Source organism: Serinicoccus marinus DSM 15273 (assembly GCF_008386315.1).
Lineage (GTDB): Bacteria > Actinomycetota > Actinomycetes > Actinomycetales > Dermatophilaceae > Ornithinicoccus > Ornithinicoccus marinus.
In genome coordinates, this window is sequence record NZ_CP043808.1 from 2,175,804 (window position 1) to 2,193,087 (window position 17,284).

13 protein-coding genes and 3 pseudogenes are annotated in these 17,284 nt (G+C 70.3%); 7 read left to right on the forward strand and 9 right to left on the reverse strand.

Going from position 1 to position 17,284, the window contains the following annotated elements; translation table 11 throughout:
- Nucleotides 1-136: 136 nt before the first annotated feature.
- Both FU792_RS17930 and FU792_RS10300 read left to right on the forward strand, forming a co-directional pair.
- Nucleotides 137-517, forward strand: a pseudogene (locus FU792_RS17930) (lamin tail domain-containing protein); the annotation flags it as partial.
- Between the two features lie 731 nt (nt 518-1,248).
- A complete protein-coding gene (locus tag FU792_RS10300) occupies nt 1,249-3,492 on the forward strand; it encodes an ExeM/NucH family extracellular endonuclease (RefSeq protein ID WP_149814730.1) in 2,244 nt (747 codons plus the stop codon).
- Nucleotides 3,493-3,579: 87 nt separating this feature from the next.
- Here the strand turns inward: FU792_RS10300 and FU792_RS10305 are convergent.
- A pseudogene (locus FU792_RS10305) lies at nt 3,580-4,259 on the reverse strand ((S)-ureidoglycine aminohydrolase); the annotation flags it as partial.
- Nucleotides 4,260-4,487: 228 nt separating this feature from the next.
- Nucleotides 4,488-5,609: a peptide chain release factor 2 gene (prfB, locus tag FU792_RS10310; protein WP_022924869.1), complete on the reverse strand. Its 1,122-nt coding sequence runs from the start codon at nt 5,607-5,609 to the stop codon at nt 4,488-4,490.
- 91 nt (nt 5,610-5,700) lie between these two features.
- Between prfB and FU792_RS10315 the strand changes: the two genes are divergently transcribed.
- From FU792_RS10315 to FU792_RS10330, 3 genes are all read left to right on the forward strand, one after another.
- Nucleotides 5,701-6,006 carry a hypothetical protein gene (locus tag FU792_RS10315; protein WP_022924870.1) on the forward strand — a complete coding sequence of 102 codons (306 nt, stop codon included), beginning with the start codon at nt 5,701-5,703 and terminating at the stop codon, nt 6,004-6,006.
- A complete protein-coding gene (locus tag FU792_RS10320) occupies nt 6,003-7,235 on the forward strand; it encodes a hypothetical protein (RefSeq protein WP_149814731.1) in 1,233 nt (410 codons plus the stop codon). Before FU792_RS10315 ends, FU792_RS10320 begins: the two co-directional genes overlap by 4 nt.
- A gap of 808 nt (nt 7,236-8,043) precedes the next feature.
- Complete coding sequence (locus tag FU792_RS10330; protein ID WP_149814733.1) at nt 8,044-9,126, forward strand: hypothetical protein; 1,083 nt, start codon at nt 8,044-8,046, stop codon at nt 9,124-9,126.
- A gap of 8 nt (nt 9,127-9,134) precedes the next feature.
- On the opposite strand, the pseudogene FU792_RS10335 reads toward FU792_RS10330, so the two are convergent.
- Nucleotides 9,135-10,202, reverse strand: a pseudogene (locus FU792_RS10335) (IS30 family transposase); the annotation flags it as partial.
- Between FU792_RS10335 and FU792_RS10340 the strand changes: the two are divergent.
- Both FU792_RS10340 and FU792_RS10345 read left to right on the forward strand, forming a co-directional pair.
- Nucleotides 10,173-11,294 carry a hypothetical protein gene (locus FU792_RS10340; protein WP_157609201.1) on the forward strand — a complete coding sequence of 374 codons (1,122 nt, stop codon included), beginning with the start codon at nt 10,173-10,175 and terminating at the stop codon, nt 11,292-11,294. The pseudogene FU792_RS10335 and the gene FU792_RS10340 overlap by 30 nt on opposite strands.
- Nucleotides 11,295-11,831: a hypothetical protein gene (locus FU792_RS10345; RefSeq protein ID WP_022924875.1), complete on the forward strand. Its 537-nt coding sequence runs from the start codon at nt 11,295-11,297 to the stop codon at nt 11,829-11,831. It abuts the gene before it with no gap.
- Nucleotides 11,832-11,843: 12 nt separating this feature from the next.
- On the opposite strand, the gene FU792_RS10350 is transcribed toward FU792_RS10345, so the two are convergent.
- The 6 genes from FU792_RS10350 to FU792_RS10375 form a co-directional block, all read right to left on the reverse strand.
- Nucleotides 11,844-12,401 (reverse strand): DinB family protein, encoded by a 558-nt coding sequence (locus FU792_RS10350; protein WP_022924876.1) that lies wholly within the window; start codon nt 12,399-12,401, stop codon nt 11,844-11,846.
- A 67-nt stretch (nt 12,402-12,468) separates the two neighbouring features.
- Nucleotides 12,469-13,788, reverse strand: a complete 1,320-nt coding sequence (locus FU792_RS10355; protein WP_022924877.1) for an MFS transporter — start codon at nt 13,786-13,788, stop codon at nt 12,469-12,471.
- Nucleotides 13,789-13,909: 121 nt separating this feature from the next.
- Nucleotides 13,910-15,418 carry a beta/alpha barrel domain-containing protein gene (locus FU792_RS10360; protein ID WP_022924878.1) on the reverse strand — a complete coding sequence of 503 codons (1,509 nt, stop codon included), beginning with the start codon at nt 15,416-15,418 and terminating at the stop codon, nt 13,910-13,912.
- A gap of 302 nt (nt 15,419-15,720) precedes the next feature.
- Nucleotides 15,721-16,380, reverse strand: coding sequence for an HAD-IA family hydrolase (locus FU792_RS10365; protein ID WP_022924879.1), 660 nt, complete (start codon nt 16,378-16,380; stop codon nt 15,721-15,723).
- A 34-nt stretch (nt 16,381-16,414) separates the two neighbouring features.
- A complete protein-coding gene (locus FU792_RS10370; RefSeq protein WP_022924880.1) occupies nt 16,415-16,876 on the reverse strand; it encodes a pilus assembly protein TadG-related protein in 462 nt (153 codons plus the stop codon).
- Entirely contained in the window at nt 16,873-17,283 is a 411-nt protein-coding gene (locus FU792_RS10375) for a hypothetical protein (RefSeq protein ID WP_052327820.1), read from the reverse strand. The genes FU792_RS10370 and FU792_RS10375 overlap by 4 nt, the downstream gene beginning before the upstream one ends.
- Nucleotide 17,284 lies beyond the last annotated feature (1 nt).

Consider the following 17,284-nt stretch of genomic DNA (forward strand, 5'->3'; position numbering starts at 1 on the left):
GCCGGCGAACGGGGGGTGAAACCTCCCCTCACGCAGCGGGTCCTGGTCGCGGTTGTCGGTGCCAGCGGCTACCTTCACTGGCACCGGGTCCGTGGCGTCCCGGCATACCTGTCCCTTGCCCATTGGAGTGCAACAGATGCAGATCCCCCTCCGGCGTGCCGTCGCGGCCGCCTCGACGTGCGCGCTGGCCGTCACCGGCCTGGTCGCCCTCGCCCCCAGCAGCCTCGCGGCCGGGCCCGGTCTCGTGATCAACGAGGTCTACGGCGGCGGCGGCAACTCCGGTGCCGACTACACCCACGACTTCGTCGAGCTGTTCAACTCCACGGACGAGCCGATCGACCTCGACGGGTATGCCGTCACCTACTACTCCTCCTCCGGCAACCCCGGCGGCGGCGCGTGCGCACTGTCGGGCACCGTCGCCCCGGGCACCCACTTCCTGATCCAGCAGAACCCGGGCGCGGGCGGCACCACCCCGTTGCCCGACCCGGACGCCGAGTGCGGCGCCTCGATGAGCGGCTCCAGCGGCAGCGTCGAGCTCACCTCCGGCGAGGAGGTCGTCGACCTGGTCGGCTACGGCTCGGCCTCGCTCTTCGAGGGCAGCGCCGCGGCGGAGGGGCTGAGCAACACGACCTCGGCGAGCCGGACCGACGCGGTCGACACCGACGACAACGCCGCCGACTTCACCCGCGGCGAGCCCACCCCCACCAACAGCGGTGGAGGTGGCACCGACCCGGAGCCCGACCCGGACCCGGTCGAGGCGAGCATCGCCGAGATCCAGGGCACCGGCGAGGCCTCCGAGCTGGTCGGCCAAACGGTCAACACCAGCGGCGTGGTGACCGCGGCCTACCCCACCGGCGGCTTCAGCGGGGTCTACCTGCAGACGGCCGGCACCGGCGGAGCGGAGAAGGTGCCGGGTGACGCCTCGGACGGCATGTTCCTCTACAGCTCGTGGGCGGCGGACAACGCCGAGATCGGCGACTGCCTCCAGGTCGAGGGGGCCGAGGTGGTCGAGTACAACGGCCTCACCGAGATCTCCGGCGGCTTCGTCGACGTCGTCGAGGGCTGCGAGGCGGTCACGCCCACCGCGCTCTCGACGCTGCCGGTGACGGACGCCGAGAAGGAGGTCTACGAGGGCATGCTCGTGCAGCCCGAGGGGACCTACACCATCACCAACAACTACCAGCTCAACCAGTACGGCCAGATCGGTCTGGCGCTGGTGAGGAGCCGCTCTACCAGGCCACGGACCGCGTGCTGCCGGGCGAGGAGGCCGAGGCCTACGAGGCGGCCAACCAGGAGCGCTACATCACCCTGGACGACGGCTCGAGCTGGGACTACCTGCGCAACAGCACGGCCCAGTCCTCGGCGCTGCCCTACCTGTCCGCCGAGGAGCCGCACCGCACCGGCTCGCAGGTCACCTTCGCCTCGCCGGTGATCCTGGACTACCGCTTCCAGTGGAACTACCAGCCGGTCGGCCAGGTCGTCGGCTCGGAGAGCGCGGTCGACCCGATCACCAGCGAGAACGACCGCGAGGTCGACCCGCCCGCGGTCGGTGGCGACGTCCAGATCGGTGCGTTCAACGTGCTCAACTACTTCTCCGACCTCGGCCGGGACGAAGAGGGCTGCGACTACTACGCCGACCGCTTCGGCAACCCGGTCGGCACCGACTTCTGCGAGGTCCGGGGCGCCTGGTCCGAGCAGGCCTTCCTGGACCAGCAGGCCAAGCTCGTCACCGCCATCAACGGCACCGATGCCGAGGTCCTCGCGCTGATGGAGATCGAGAACTCCGCGGCGCTGTCCTACATCGACCACCCGCGCGACAAGGCGCTGGCCGACCTCGTGGCGGCGCTCAACGCCGAGGCGGGAGAGGAGCGCTGGGCCTACGCCCCGTCGCCGACGGTGACCCCGCCGGGCGAGGACGTCATCCGCACCGCCTTCATCTACGACCCGTCCGAGGTGTCGCTCGAGGGTCCCTCGCTGATCCAGCTCGACGACGCCTTCGCCAACGCCCGCTACCCGCTGGCGCAGGAGTTCACCACGACCGACGGCACGTCCTTCGTGGCGATCGCCAACCACTTCAAGTCGAAGGGGTCCGGCGAGGACGACGGCACCGGTCAGGGCCGGGCCAACCCGGCGCGCATCGCGCAGGCCGAGGCGCTCAGCGCCTGGTCGGAGGAGATGTTCGCGGACGAGGCGGTCTTCCTCATGGGCGACTTCAACGCCTACAGCCGCGAGGACCCGGTCCGGGTCATCGAGGACGCCGGCTACACCAACGTCGCCAGCGCCTTCGAGCCGGACTCGATGACCTACCAGTTCAGCGGACGCCTGGGCTCGCTGGACCACGTCTTCGCCAACGAGGCGGCCACTGAGCTGGTGTCCGGTGCGGGCGTGTGGGACATCAACGGCGATGAGTCGATCGCGTTCCAGTACAGCCGGCGCAACTACAACCTCGTCGACTTCCACAGCGACGACCAGTTCGCCAGCTCCGACCACGACCCCGTCCTCGTCGGCCTCACCGCCGACACCGACGAGACCGTGCCGGTGGAGCGCATCGCGGGCACCAACCGCTACGACACCGCGGCCAGGATCGCGGCTGCCTACCCCGAGGACGTGAGCACGGTCTACATCGCCACCGGCGAGAGCTTCGCCGACGCGCTCTCCGGCGCAGCACCCGCCGCCCGCGGCCTGCTGCCGACGACGAGCGGCGAGGTCGCCGTCGCCCCCGACGGCTCGCCCGCCCCGATCCTGCTGACGCGGACCGCCGGGCTGCCCCAGGCCACCATCGGTGCGCTGGAGGACCTCGAGCCGGACAACATCGTCATCCTCGGTGGCGAGGTCGCGGTCTCCGAGGACGTCGAGGAGGCGCTGGAGGGTTACGGCGAGGTCAGCCGGATCTCGGGCGAGGACCGCTACGAGACCTCCGCGCTGCTCGCGACGCAGTACGGCGACGTCGACCACGTCTACGTGGCGACCGGTCAGAACGGTGCCTTCGCCGACGCCCTGTCCGCGTCGTCGCTGGCCGCCACCGAGGGGGTGCCGGTCCTGCTGACCCGCACCGCCACGGTGCCCGGCTCGCTCACCACCGCCCTGGAGGCGCTCGGCGACCCCGAGGTGATCGTCCTGGGCGGCGAGGGTGCTGTCAGCGGAGACGTCTTCACCGCCCTGGGCGCGACCGAGCGTCTCGCCGGGACCGACCGCTACGGCACCTCGGTGGCCGTGGCCGAACGGTTCGGCTATGACGAGACCAACCCCGCCCCGGCGGTCCACGTCGCCACCGGCCTGGACTACCCGGACGCGCTGGCCGGCTCGGCCCTGGCCGGGGTCCAGCAGGTCCCCGTCATGCTGAGCCGCACGGACGACATCCCGGCGGACACGCTGGACGCGATCGTCGCCCTCGACCCGGCCCAGGCGTTCCTGCTGGGTGGCACCACCGCCCTGACGGACAACGTCTTCGACACCCTCGTCGCCGCCCTCAACGGCGACCAGGCGCCCTGACGGGAGGCGGCCGGTCACCGGCCTGACACGACGCGGCGGGCGGCATACCTCGAGGTATGCCGCCCGCCGGCGTTCGTCAGGAGGTGCTCAGAGGGTCAGGGCCGCGTGCCGGTTGACGTCCTTGTAGAGCAGGTAGCGGAACCGGCCGGGGCCGCCGGCGTAGCAGGCCTGCGGGCAGAACGCGCGCAGCCACATGAAGTCCCCGGCCTGCACCTCGACCCAGTCGCTGTTGAGCAGGTACATCGCCTTGCCCTCCGGGACGTAGAGCCCGTGCTCCATGACGTGCGTCTCGGGGAACGGGATGGCCCCGCCGGGCTCGAAGGTCACGATGTTGACGTGCACGTCGTGCCGCACGTCGGTGGGGTCGGCGAAGCGCTGGGTGCGCCACACCCCGTCGGTGTCCGGCATCGCGCCGGCCTCGACGTCGCGCTCGTGCGTGACGAAGGCCTCGGGCAGGTCCAGCCCCGGCACCCGCTGCTAGGCCTTGCGGACCCAGTGGAAGGTCGCGGTCTCCTCGCTCCGGTTGTGCAGGGTCCAAGCCGCCCCGGGCGGGAGGAAGGCGTAGCTGCCCGGCTCCAGCGCGTGCTCGGTGCCCTCGAGGGTGAGGGTGAGGGCGCCGTCGACGACGAAGAGCACGCCCTCGGCGTCAGCAGGCCGAGGAGCACGAGGATGCCGCCGCCCGCGGTGACGACCCAGCGCGAGCGGATGCCGATCACCGCGACGAGCCCGACGTTCTGCGCGAAGCCGGACTGGGGGAAGGAGTTGAAGACCGGCGCGGCCATGGTGGAGAGCATGTCGGCGCGCAGGCCGTTGGCGATGCGCCGCGAGTCGACCTTGGTGCGGACGATCTACCCGACGGCGATTTCCCTTCAGTGAAGTTCGATTCCGTATAGGGAGATCAGACCCGAGACTTCGGCGGCGTCAAGAGTCGCCCGCGGACGTTTCGGGTATGCCGTCGCCGGGCCCCGCAGGGCCCTGGCGTCAGGAGGGTCCGGTCAGTCCTGCTCGCGGTCGGCGGAGCGCTTCCACCGGATGCCGGCGTCGATGAAGTCGTCGATGTCGCCGTCGAGCACGGCCGCGGTGGAGCCGACCTCGTGGTGGGTGCGCAGGTCCTTGACCATCTGGTAGGGGTGCAGGACGTAGGAGCGCATCTGGTCGCCCCAGGAGGCCTTGATGTCGCCGGCCATCTCCTTGCGGGCGGCGTCCTCCTCCTGCTTCTTCAGCAGGAGCAGGCGCGACTGGAGCACGCGCAGCGCGGCCGCACGGTTCTGGATCTGGCTCTTCTCGTTCTGCATCGAGACGACGGTGCCGGTCGGGATGTGGGTCATCCGGACGGCCGAGTCGGTGGTGTTGACCGACTGCCCGCCGGGCCCGCTGGAGCGGAAGACGTCGACCTTGAGGTCGGCCTCGGGGATGTCGATGGTGTCGGTGCTCTCGATGAGCGGGACCACCTCGACGGCGGCGAAGCTGGTCTGGCGACGGCCCTGGTTGTCGAACGGGCTGATCCGGACCAGGCGGTGGGTGCCGGCCTCGACCGCGAGCGTGCCGAAGGCATACGGCACCTTCACCTCGAAGGTGGCCGACTTGAGGCCGGCCTCCTCGGCGTAGGAGGTGTCCAGCACCGCGGTCGGGTAGTCGTGCCGCTCGGCCCAGCGGAGGTACATCCGCATGAGCATCTCGGCGAAGTCCGCGGCGTCCACTCCCCCGGCGCCGGAGCGGATGGTGACGACCGCCTCGCGGATGTCGTACTCCCCGTTGAGCAGCGTGCGGACCTCGAGCTGCTCCACCGCCCTGCGCAGCGAGGCCAGCTCCTTCTCGGCCTCCTCCAAGACCTGGTCGCCATCCGCGCCACCTTCTTCGCGACCGAGCTCGACGAGAGCCTCCAGGTCGTCGATGCGGGAGTCCATGCCGGTGACCTTGTCGTGCTCGGCCTTGGCCCGCGACATCGCCGAGGTGACCTTCTGCGCGTTCTCGACGTCGTCCCACAGGTCGGGCTTGCTGGCCTGCTCCTCGAGGTCGGCGATCTGCGCCTGCAGCCGGTCGAGGTCGGTGACGTCCCGCACGGACGCCATCGTCGCGCGGAGCTGCTTGATCTCGGTCTCGAAGTCGACTGCCACGAGCGACAAGCCTACGCCCAGCGGGCCTCGACGAGGACGAGCGGTGCCTTGCTACGCTGGCTGCCGGGACGCGCACAGGAGGGGTAGCGCCGTGGCAGAGGACGACGAGCCGGAGACGTTCACCAACTTCTACCGCCAGGACATCGACGACGCCGAACGAGACATGGGAGAGATCGCCTCCGAGATGGCGGCGCTGCTCGACGGCGTACGGCGTGCCCTCGACAACGGAGCCTGGGTGAGCAGCAGCGCGGACGACTTCGCGGCAGCCCTGAGCGACAACCAGCGCCGGCTCCGCACCGGACCGGACCTCTCGCTGAGCGAGATCCGCGGGGAGCAGGGCCCGGCGCACCCGCACCAGATCGAGAAGGAGCACCGGGACTACGGGTGGGGCCGATGAGGGAGGTCAAGATCCACCTCGAGTTCTTCCACGACCTCATCAAGGGCATGGAGACCGCCGACACGGGCATACCCACCCAGGTCGGTCGCATGCAGCGGGTGATCCAGTCGGTCGACCTCTCCTCGGAGGGGCTCTACACCCCGGGCAGGGCGCTGGACTGGGTGATCGACGAACTTCCGGGTCTGCGGCGTCGCCTCGCACTGGCCGAGCTGGTCAACTCCATGCTGCCGCAGGGCATGGACGTGGTGACGATCGACGAGTCACAGCTGCCCACGCAGTCGCCGCACGAGGCGGAGGCGGACGCGCGGCGGGCGGCCGAGCTCATGACGATCTACGGCTCGCCCATGTATGAGGACAGCATCAACGAGGAGGGTGAGCTCCCGCAGGAGATCGTCGACCTGCTCAAGGAGAACGCCCACGACCCCTACTTCGCGGCGGAGCTCGCGGAGCAGACCGACCCCGCGGTCGTCGCCTCCTTCCTGGAGAACCTCGCGAAGGCCAACAACCGCTTCCTCCAGATGGAGGAGGATCCGCCCGACTCCTACGCCGCCGACTACGACACCATCGTGCAGGGCCTGGGCACGTCCCTGGGTCAGGCCACGAGCAACACCGGCGACCTGGCCCTCGACGACGACGTCCGGGAGCGCTGGCTCACGGCAATGACGACCCCGACGTTCGCCGCCGAGCCCGGTGAGCTGGCGACACCGGGCGACGACGCAGCGATCCTCACCTTCCTCACGACCACGGGCAACTGGGATCCGCAGTTCCTGCAGTCCGCGGTCGAGCGGGTGTATGTGCAGGAGCGCCACCACGAGGGCGGCCACGAGATGTGGTGGACCGGCACCGGTCCACCCATGCTCCCCGGCTTCGAGGACGGTCCGATGGACCCGATGACGCAGCTGCTCCTCGGGCTGCGCAACCACCCTGGGACCGTCCAGGCGCTGCTCGACGACGACGGCCTCAGACCAGGTCGGTCGACGGCGAGGAGATCGGCCTGGACGGTCTCACCCGGCACCTGGTGCGCCGCGGCTGGCCGATGGACGAGGGCCAGACGGTGGTCGGAACGTTCGCCGTCGCCACCAACCTCGGCGATCCGGCGGCCGGGAAGGAGATCGCCGGGGTTCTGGGCAGGGAGCTCGAGGACCTGCAGGCCGACATCGCCGCGGACAACAAGGAAGCGGAGCGCCTGGACCGGCACGTCGCGGCCGACTGGGCCTCAGTCCCCGTGATCGGCACACCCGTCGACGTCGGCAACGCGCTCTGGTATGCCTCCGAGGGCGACTGGGGTAACGCTGGCTGGTCCGCCGCAGGAATGGTGCCCTTGGCCGGTGACGGAGCTGTGGCGGTCCGCAACCTGGCCCGCAACGCCGACAACGTCAAGATCCGCGGTCTTCGGTTGACCGACCTCGTCGACGCCCAGCAGCTCGATGACTTCCTCACGACCCATGGTCGGCTGCCCACGGCTGGCGACTTTCCGCGGCCGGTTCCTCATCTCCCCGAGCGGATCGCGAATCTTCCGCCTGGCCTGCGCCACCTGGGACGCATCTTCAACGGGCAGGCGCATGACGCGGCCCTGACCGCCGCGACGAAGGACCGTGGCGGTTTCGGGCACGTGTACCTCAACGCGCCGCCGGGCTACGGCGGCCGCGGGAAGTACGTCGTGGTCGACGGATGGATCCCGCCCAAGGTGGACGAGCGAGGCAGAAGACTCAGCCCTGGCGCCATCCTGGAGTTCAAGGGCAGCCAGCTCAGCGAGATCAACCCCACCACCTGGAAGCGTTACGTCAACCAGATCGCTGATCGTTATCCGAGCGGCGCCACCATCGCCAACGTGCGGAGCTCGCGAGGGGCGCGGCAGGGCGGTTTCACCGCCATCGAGGGCGAGCTCCACATCGTCCTGCCGCGACAGCTCGATGACATCCCCAGTGATATGCGGAGGTATGCGAATGGACGAGGGGTGAAGATCTTGCAGGACTTCGAGCTGCCGGAGCAGCCGTGGTGGCGCCAGTGACGCAACCGGCGAGGCAGGATGGGCGTATGCGGGTGAGGTACGGACAGTTCTGGGACCGCTCGACCCACGACTTCAGCAGTGAGCTCGTCTCCGTCGATGAGGCCTGGGAGCTGTTCGAGACCGAGGGGTTCGTCAGTGTCGAGGTGACGGATGGCGACCGGACCACCATCGTCTACGCCTTCTCAGCCGGTTCCGGAACCACCGCTTGGTACGAGTCACGCACGCTGGTGCAGGAGCACGCGCTCTCTCGTTCGGCGCACGGGGAGCACGACCTCTTGGTCGACGACATCAACGAGCATCACGACGGCGGAGCGCGTGTCGTGGCCTGGGAGGTCTTCCCTTCCTACGGGGTGGCCTCCCGCCAGGTACGGCACTACCCGGCCGGTGAGCACGACGAGCGGACCTGGCACACCCTGACCGCAGCCGACCTCGACCTGCTCTCGGTGCCCGGCCCTATCGACCCCCGCGACGTCAACGCCCTGATCGAGCCGTCTCTTCTGGGGGTCACGCAGCGTCTCGACGCCCTGCCGCAGGCGGAGTTCGGTCCGCTGCCCGCGACCTGGGAACCTGTGCCGGCTCCGGGAGTGCCAACGTATGGAGCCCGCCGTGTCGGCGAGAGCAACGCGCTGTGGGGCTTCATCACGGCCCGAGAGGCCGAGCAGCGTCACGTCTCCGGCGAGCCCTGGTGCCTGGACCTCCAGCCAGCATGGCCCGGCACCGCCAGCAGCCCGCGGATCACGGTCGACGTGACAGGGGACAAGATCTTCGTCGATCTGCGCCACGGGCAGCACTCGATTCGCAGCGTCGATCTCGACCGCGCCGGCGAGTCTGCCCGGTTGAGCTGGATCGAGGAAACCCGCTGGGACGACACGGTCCGATCGCGCCCGCCGCGCTGGCTCTCGCTGCGTGACCCACACAGCTCACGGAGCCTCGTCCTACCGGCCGCCGGCACGGCTGAGCTGCGCCATACCGTCCACGGCGCCGTGCAGGAGCGCACCACTGTGCCCCCTCAACCAACCCGGCTCTATGCTGCCGCCACCGTCGAGGACGTCGCCGCTCTCGCGCTCGAAGCCCAGCACCTCACCATCGACGAACTCCTGGAGGACTGAAGGCAGGTTCAGGGGGTCGATGCAACACCGGCCTGTGGTGGGGAGGGTAGCTGCTCCTGGTAGACCTCGGCAGGAGTTCGCCATCCGAGGACCTTGCGAGGTCGTTCGTTGAGGGTGACGGCGATGGCTGCAACCTCCTCGGCGGACCATCGTGATAGGTCGGTTCCCTTGGGGAAGTACTGGCGCAACAGGCCGTTGGTGTTCTCGTTGCTCGGACGCTGCCATGGTGAGTGTGGATCGCAGAAGTAGACCGCGACGCCGGCGTCGATCTTGAGCTGGACGTGCTGGGCCATCTCCCCGCCCTGGTCCCAGGTCAGCGATCGGCGCAGCTGCTCGGGCAGGTCGCCCAGCTGGGCGGTGATCGCGTCCCGGACGGCCTGAGCGCCATGACCCGCCGGGGGTGGCCCGTTCTTGACATACGGGACCTCGCCGAAGCCCTCCATCCTGGGCAGGTGCAGCAGCATCGTGTACCGGCTGGTGCGCTCCACGAGCGTCCCGATCGCTGACTTGTCCAGCCCGATGATCAGGTCGCCCTCCCAGTGACCGGGTACCGCCCGGTCGCCAGCCTCGGCGGGACGTTGAGAGATCCTGACCTCGTCGGTGACCAAGGTGCGGCCGCTGCGGCCAGTCCTGGCGCGTGGCTCGCGCAGCGCCCGCCCGGTACGCAGGCACGCAGTCAGCTCCCGCTTCAGCGCGCCGCGGCCCTGAACGTACAGCGAGGTGTAGATCGTCTCGTGGCTGATCCGCATGGACTCATCGTCGGGGGAGTCGACCTTGAGCCGGTTGCTGATCTGCTCCGGGCTCCACGCGGTGCCCCAGCGGCGGTCCTGCCGACGCCCGTGCCGGCGACCGGCCCAGGGCACGTCCGGGCCGGCGATCGGTGGCCCATCGGCATCGGTGACCTCCCCGCAGAGCTTGTCCTCCACGTAGGCCCGCAGCCGCGGATTGGTCGCCAACTTCACAGGTTTGGGCCGCTTCGCGGCCTGCTGCGCCTTCCACTGCGCCACGCTCGCCCGGTAGACCTGCTTCCCGGAACGCGTGGCCGGGTGGCGCCAGTGACGCAACTGGCGAGGCAGGATGGGCGTATGCAGGTGAGGTACGGACAGTTCTGGGAACGCTCGACCCACGACTTCAGCAGTGAGCTCGTCTCCGTCGATGAGGCCTGGGAGCTGTTCGAGACCGAGGGGTTCGTCAGCGTGGAGGTGACGGATGGCGACCGGACCACCGTCGTCTACGCCTTCTCAGCCGGTTCTGGCGCCGTCGAGTGGTACGAGTCACGCACGCTGGTGCAGGAGCACGCGCTCTCTCGTTCGGCGCACGGGGAGCACGACCTCTTGGTCAGCGACATCAACGAGCATCACGACGGCGGAGCGCGTGTCGTGGCCTGGGAGGTCTTCCCTTCCTACGGGGTGGCCTCCCGCCAGGTACGGCACTACCCGGCCGGTGAGCACGACGAGCGGACCTGGCACACCCTGACCGCAGCCGACCTCGACCTGCTCTCGGTGCCCGGCCCTATCGACCCCCGCGACGTCAACGCCGTGATCGAGCCGTCTCTTCTGGGGGTCACGCAGCGTCTCGACGCCTTGCCGCAGGCGGAGTTCGGTCCGCTGCCCGCGACCTGGGAGCCTGTGCCGGCTCCGGGAGTGCCAACGTATGGAGCCCGCCGTGTCGGCGAGAGCAACGCGCTGTGGGGCTTCATCACGGCCCGAGAGGCCGAGCAGCGTCACGTCTCCGGCGAGCCCTGGTGCCTGGACCTCCAGCCAGCATGGCCCGGCACCGCCAGCAGCCCGCGGATCACGGTCGACGTGACAGGGGAAAAGATCTTTGTCAATCTGCGCCACGGGCAGCACTCGATCCGTCGGATCGGGTTCGTCCGCACTGGCGAGGCTGCCCGGTTGGGTTCGGCCAGGGAAACCCGCTGGGACGACACGGTCCGATCACGCCCGCCCTTGTGGGTCACGCTGCGTGACCCACACAGCTCACGCAGCCTCGACTTGCCGACCAACGGTGAGGCTGAAATACGCCGCACGGTCCGCGGCACCCTGGTGGAGAGCACTGCGATTCCCACGCGACCGCCTCGTCTCTATGATGCCGCCACCGTCGAGGACGTCGCCGCTCTCGCGCTCGAAGCCCAGCACCTCACCATCGACGAACTCCTGGAGGACTGAATGCACCTCGCTCTCAATGCCGTCAGCCCGGGTCGCCCGGTCGACACGCTCGCGACCGCCTCGCTCCACCCCGACCCCGCCGTGGCCCAGCAGTGGGTCCAGGTCCTCAGCGGTTCACCCGCCAGCTACGAGGGGACGGGCCCGCTGTCCGAGCTAGTGGCGGATCCCGACCGTTCTGCGGCAGGGATCTACGACGGGATCCCCTTCGTCGCCGGGCCGGTGCCGATGGACGCGACGATGGGCTGGCCTCCGCAGGAGGAGGACACCTGGTGGTCCGTGCTCTGGTCCTCCCCCGCGGACACGGCCGTGCTGCTGGTCCGAGAGCCTCCGGGCGACCTCGCGCGGCAGGTGGTTCACGCCGAGGGAGCCGTCGAGGAGGAGACGGGCAACGCGCTGCCGGATGAGCCTGACCACGGTGACACCGAGACCTACGCCTCGGCGGTCAGCACCGCGCTCTTCGGCTTCGACGTCACGACGATGTCACCCGGCCGCATCGACCCCGCCGCCCTCGAGGTGCACCACTTCCGGCTCTCCTGACCGCGAGGACGGTCACTCCCCCGTCTGCCCGTCGGCGAGCTCGCGCAGCAGGTCGGCGTGGCCGTTGTGCCGGGCATACTCCTCGACCATGTGGGTGAGGATCCACCGCACCGAGACGTGGCCCCGGCCGCCCCACGCCGGGTGCGTCACGCCGAGCGGGTCCTCCGCGTCCGACGTGAGCGCCTCGCGCAGGGCCCGCCGCGAGCGCCCGACCGACGTCTCCCAGGTCCTGCGGACGTCATCGGCCTCCTGCGACAGGGCGCTGTTCCACTCCCAGTCCTCGTCCGCCTCCCAGTCGACGTCCGCCCACGGCGCCGGCATGGCGGTCTCGGAGAGCACCTCGGTGAACCAGTAGTCCTCGACCCACGCCAGATGCTTGAGGAGCCCGGCCAGCGTCATGGTGCTGGTATGCCCGGGCAGCCGCGCGCGAAGCGCCTGCGTGTCCAGGTCGCGCGTCTTCCACTCCAGCGTCGCCCGCTGGAAGTCGAGGAAGCCGGCCAGGGTCGCCGGCTCGGGCGCGTCCAGGGGAGGCTCCGGCCGCCCGACGTCGTCGATCGTGATGTCGCTCATGCCCGGCACCCTAGGGCTCGCGCCGGACAGCGGGCGACCGCATTTCGGCCCCGGGCAGTGACGCGGCTCAGGTCTGGGCGGGCTCGTGCTGGTGCAGGTCGGAGTCCTGCAGCGACTTGGGCACCATCGACACCGCCGCGAAGGAGATGAGCGCGAGCACCGCGATGTAGACGCCGATGCTCCAGGACTGGCCGGTGCGCTGCAGCAGCAGCTCGGCGATGAGCGGGGCGAAGGCGCCGCCGATGATCGAGCCGAGGGCATACCCGATGGAGACGCCGGAGTAGCGCACCCGGGCGGGGAACATCTCGGCGTAGAGCGCCGACTGCGGGCCGTAGGACGGGCCGAGACCGACGGTGAGGACGAGGATCGCGAGGGTGAAGAGCGGCAACGAGGCGGTGTCGAGCAGGAACCACATGGGGATCGCCCAGAGGATGATGATGCCGTAACCGATCTGGAAGGTCAGCACGCGACCGATCCGGTCGGAGATGTAGCCGCCGTAGAGCGTGAAGACCAGCCATCCCACGCCACCGAGCAGCGAGGCGATGAGCGTCTGGGTGCGCTCCATGCCGAGCGTGTTGACGCCGTAGCCGTTGAAGTAGGCGATGACGAGGTAGCCCGCCGCGTTGTTGGCGGCGAAGATGAGCGCGGCGAGGATGACGTTCTTGCGGTGGTGCCGGAAGAGCTCGCCGAGCGGGGCCGACTCCTTCTGCCGCAGCCGGGCCATCTCGGCGAAGACCGGCGACTCCTCGACCTGGCGGCGGATCCAGTACCCCACGCCGATGAGCACGATAGAGAAGAGGAACGGGATGCGCCAGCCCCAGGTGAGGAACTGCTCGTCGGTCATGAAGGTGCTGAGGCCGAACATGAACAGCGTCGCGACGATCATGCCGATGGGGACGCCGATCTGCGGGTAGGCCCCGAACAGGCCCCGCTTGCCCAGCGGCGCGTGCTCGACCGACATGAGCGCGGCGCCGCCCCACTCACCGCCGGCGGAGAAGCCCTGGAGCAGCCGCAGGAAAATGAGCAGGACCGGGGCCGCGACGCCGATCTGGGCATACGTCGGCAGCAGCCCGATGATCGCGGTGGCGCCGCCCATGCCGACCAGGGTGAAGACGAGGACGACCTTGCGGCCGAAGCGGTCACCGAGGTGCCCGGCGACGACGGCGCCGAGCGGGCGCACGAGGAAGCTGATGCCGAGGGAGGCCCACGCCGCGAGCTGCGCGCCGCCCTCGCCCATGGGCGCGAAGAAGAGCTGGCCGAGGACGAGCGCGGCCGCCTGGGCGTAGATGAAGAAGTCGTACCACTCGATGGTGGTGCCGACCAGGGTGCCGGCGAGGACCTTGCGCTCCTCCCGCGCCCGGTCGGTGCGTGCTTCACTGCCGGTCATCCTCGACCCTCCTGACGGTGCGTGGTGCGCCACGGAGCGGTCCCTGCGAGGGGCGGGCCGGCGCGGCGGTGCGTCACCCGATGATAAGCACGCGCCGGGCCGGCGGGACAGAGCCTGCTGCTCAGGCAGTGTGCCGCAGGCCGGCCGCGGCGGGCACCTGCTCCTGCAGGTAGTCCAGCGCCTGCACCGCGGTCCAGCCCTCGGGGTGCCGCTCGATGAGTGCGGTGGCACCGGCGAGGTCCTGGCCGAGCGTGACGAGGGTGTCCTCGGCATACCCGTCCTTGCGCTCCTGCCCCAGGCCGATGTTGGCCATGAGCCCGTTGCACAGGCACTTGCGTCCGACGGTGTCGGCCTCGTCGCCGCCCTTCTTGAGATACATGTGCACCGGCTCGGAGGCACAGCGGTAGCCGATCTCGCCGTCCTCGCGCTCGTAGGGCTGGCGCAGGTAGGACAGGTCGCACAGCCGGGGGCGGGCCTCGTAGACCTCGACCTGGCTGGCGGTGCCCTCCAGCGTCGCGACCTTGAACGGGAAGCCGGTCGGGCTGGCGCGCGGGTCGTTGCGGACGGCGAGCTCGCCGGTGCGCAGCCGTCCGATGAGCTGCCCGCGCGGGCCGTCGGCCAGGCCGGAGTCCTGCGACAGCGCGAAGAGGGTGCCGACCTGCACCCCGACCGCGCCGGCGGCCAGCGCCTCGGCGACCTTGTCGGGGGTGGAGTAGGCCCCCGCCATCCAGAACGGCAGCCCGATGTCGACCATCTTGGCGAGGTTGGCCTCGTCACGGTCACCGTAGACGGGCTCGCCGGCCTCGTCGAGCTGCATCTTGCCGCGCGGCGGGGCGGAGTGGCCGCCGGCCGGGGGCCGCTCGACCACGAAACCGTCGGGGCGGATCTCGGGGTCGCGGTGCAGGTAGTTCGCCAGCTGGTCCACCGAGATGATCGCGAGGAAGTCGGGACGGGTCAGCGTGGGCAGGTCGTCGCCGAGCAGGTCGACAGGGTCGACGGTGATGGTCCGGCGCATCTTGCCCCCGAGCACGTCCGCGGAGATGCTGCCCGGCTCACCCGCGGCGAGGGAGCGCAGCAGCTGCGGGATCTCCCGGGGTATGCCCGCGCCCATGAGCACGTAGTCGACCCCGGCGATCATGGCGCCCAGGATCGCCGTGGGGTTGGCCATCTGAACCTTCTCGAGGCAGTTGATGCCGACGGCGCCCTCGGTGGAGTGCTGGGCCAGGTCCTCCTTGGCCAGCCACACCTCGGCGAAGTTGCCGACGACGCCCAGCTCCTGCCCGGCGCGGGCGGTCTCCAGGGTCAGCTTGGGGATGGGCTTGTAGGGCGTGCCCGGCGCCTTGCCGCCGTCGACGAAGTACTTGTCCAGCACCCGCTGAGCCATCTCCTGGCTGGGGAAGGCGGCCAGCGCCCGGCGGTAGTGCCCGCCCGGGTCGCCGTCCTGCAGGACCCGGCTGAGCACCGCGTCCATGGCCGTGCCGGAGACCACACCGAGCTGCCCGTTGCGCGCCACCTGTCGGGCCAGTCTCCATCCGGAGACGGCCACCCCCATGCCGCCCTGGATGATCGTGGGCCGGGGACGGTCGGTGTGGGTGGGCAGGTGGATGGGCTGGGCAGTGGGTGCGGCCATGCGAGGTGACACCTCTCTGGTCGGGGAGCAACCTACGCAGACGTAGGTTTCGCTTGCGTAGGTTACGGTAACGTAGGTAACCGCTCTTGTCAGGCCTCGCAGGTCAGCGGCGTGCCTGGGGGTGTGTCGGGCATACCCGAACCCGGAGCGATGGGGGTCGCCAACCGGCACTGAGCGCCGGTTCGTCACTCATGAGCCTCCTCGACTGGGCTCATCAGTGACATCCCGGCGTTCAGTGGACGACGCGGCTGCAAGCGGGGCTCGCGCAGCCCGGTCACCGCTCGGGCGCCGGGCGGGCGCCGTCAGCGCACCTGCAGGTGGACCCGCACTCCCCCGTCGACCTGCTCGAAGCGGATGTCGGCCAGCGACTCGGCCACCAGGTCGGCGTCGGGCTCGAGCGCGTCCTGCTCGGTCGTCGTCAGCAGCGCGAGGGTGGCCGCACCAGCCGCCCGGCCGGCCTTCAGCCCCGCGGGAGCGTCCTCGACGACCAGGCAGCGCGCCGGGTCGGCGCCGAGCAGGCGGGCCCCGGTGAGGTATGGCTCCGGGTCGGGCTTACCGGCGCTGATGTCGTCGGCGGTGACGACGACCGAGGTCTGGATCAGCCCGGCGGCACGGATCCGCACTCGGGCCAGCTCCCGGCCGGCAGAGGTCACGATGGCGCCCCGCTCCCCCACGGCGGCCAGCGCGTCGACCGCGCCGGGCAGGGCCACGATGCCCTCGACGTCCTCCAGCTCACGACGGTCGATGTCGGCGGTGGCGGCGTCCGCGTCGAGGTGCGGCGCGACCCGCTCGACGATCCCCCGGCTCGTCACCCCGTGGAAGTGGCCGAACCGCTCGAAGGGCACGTCGTGCTCGGCCGCCCAGGCACGCCACGAGCGCTCGACCGGCCCGCGGGAGTCGGTCAGGGTCCCGTCGTTGTCGAAGAGGACGGCCTCGAAGATCTCGGTCGTGATGTCTCGCACCGAGTCATCGTGTCAGGCGCCTGCCCGGTATGCCTCACCCCGCCACCTCCGAGCGCGCGGACGACGTCACGGTGATGGTCACGCCACCCCCGAAGGCCTCCAGCACCGAGCTGACCACCGGGATGCTGGCCCGGCCGGTGACGGTGACGACCGCCGTGCGGCCGTCCGTGGTGCCGGTGCCGCTGCCCAGCCCCCACTCCTCGATGCGCGAGGGCTGCACGCGTCGCGCCAGGTGCTCGGAGGCGGCGTCGATGACCGTCTGGTCGGTCACCGGGGGGCCGGTGCCGAGGCCACCCTCGTAGACCTGCTCGCGGGCCAAGGCGTCGCTGGCGTCCAGGGCCGCGGCGTCCGCCGCGTCCAGCAGCTGGATCCGGCTCAACTGCACCGAGGTCACCCCGATGACGGCGAAGATGATGGTGAGCGTCAGTGCGACCATGCCGATGAGCAGGATGCTGATCTGCCCGCCGTCGCGCTCCTCCGTGAGAGTCCCCGTCATCGTCCGCCTCCCCGGAACTCGTCCACCGGTTCGTGGTGGGTGGACGTGAGGGTGACGGAGGTGGGCACCCGGTCGCGCATGAAGTCCGGCACCAGCGGCAGCTCGACGCTGATCTGCGAGTCGACGAGCACCGTCGTGCCGGGAGCCAGGCACCCGCCGTCGGGGCAGGAGACCTGCACCCCACCCTCACCGTCCTCGAAGCCGTGCGAGCGGTAGACCAGGGCAGCCGCCACCTGGGCCCGGGACGAGGCAGCCTCGACCCCGTCGGCCGTGACGAAGGCGCGACCGGCCTCACGGGCCGCGGCGGTCACGGCATACGCGCCGGCCTGGACCCGCCCGACCGTGCCGACGAGGTAGAAGAGCGGGACGACGAGCAGCACGAGGAGGAAGGCGACCTCGACGGTCATC

Excerpts from the sequence above, each read along its gene's own strand:
- FU792_RS10320 (WP_149814731.1), top strand. The coding sequence starts at position 6,003 with ATGAGGGAGGTCAAGATCCACCTCGAGTTCTTCCACGACCTCATCAAG.
- FU792_RS10330 (WP_149814733.1), top strand. The coding sequence starts at position 8,044 with ATGCGGGTGAGGTACGGACAGTTCTGGGACCGCTCGACCCACGACTTC.
- FU792_RS10345 (WP_022924875.1), top strand. The coding sequence starts at position 11,295 with ATGCACCTCGCTCTCAATGCCGTCAGCCCGGGTCGCCCGGTCGACACG.
- FU792_RS10350 (WP_022924876.1), bottom strand. The coding sequence starts at position 12,401 with ATGAGCGACATCACGATCGACGACGTCGGGCGGCCGGAGCCTCCCCTG.
- FU792_RS10355 (WP_022924877.1), bottom strand. The coding sequence starts at position 13,788 with ATGACCGGCAGTGAAGCACGCACCGACCGGGCGCGGGAGGAGCGCAAG.
- FU792_RS10360 (WP_022924878.1), bottom strand. The coding sequence starts at position 15,418 with ATGGCCGCACCCACTGCCCAGCCCATCCACCTGCCCACCCACACCGAC.
- FU792_RS10370 (WP_022924880.1), bottom strand. The coding sequence starts at position 16,876 with ATGACGGGGACTCTCACGGAGGAGCGCGACGGCGGGCAGATCAGCATC.
- FU792_RS10375 (WP_052327820.1), bottom strand. The coding sequence starts at position 17,283 with ATGACCGTCGAGGTCGCCTTCCTCCTCGTGCTGCTCGTCGTCCCGCTC.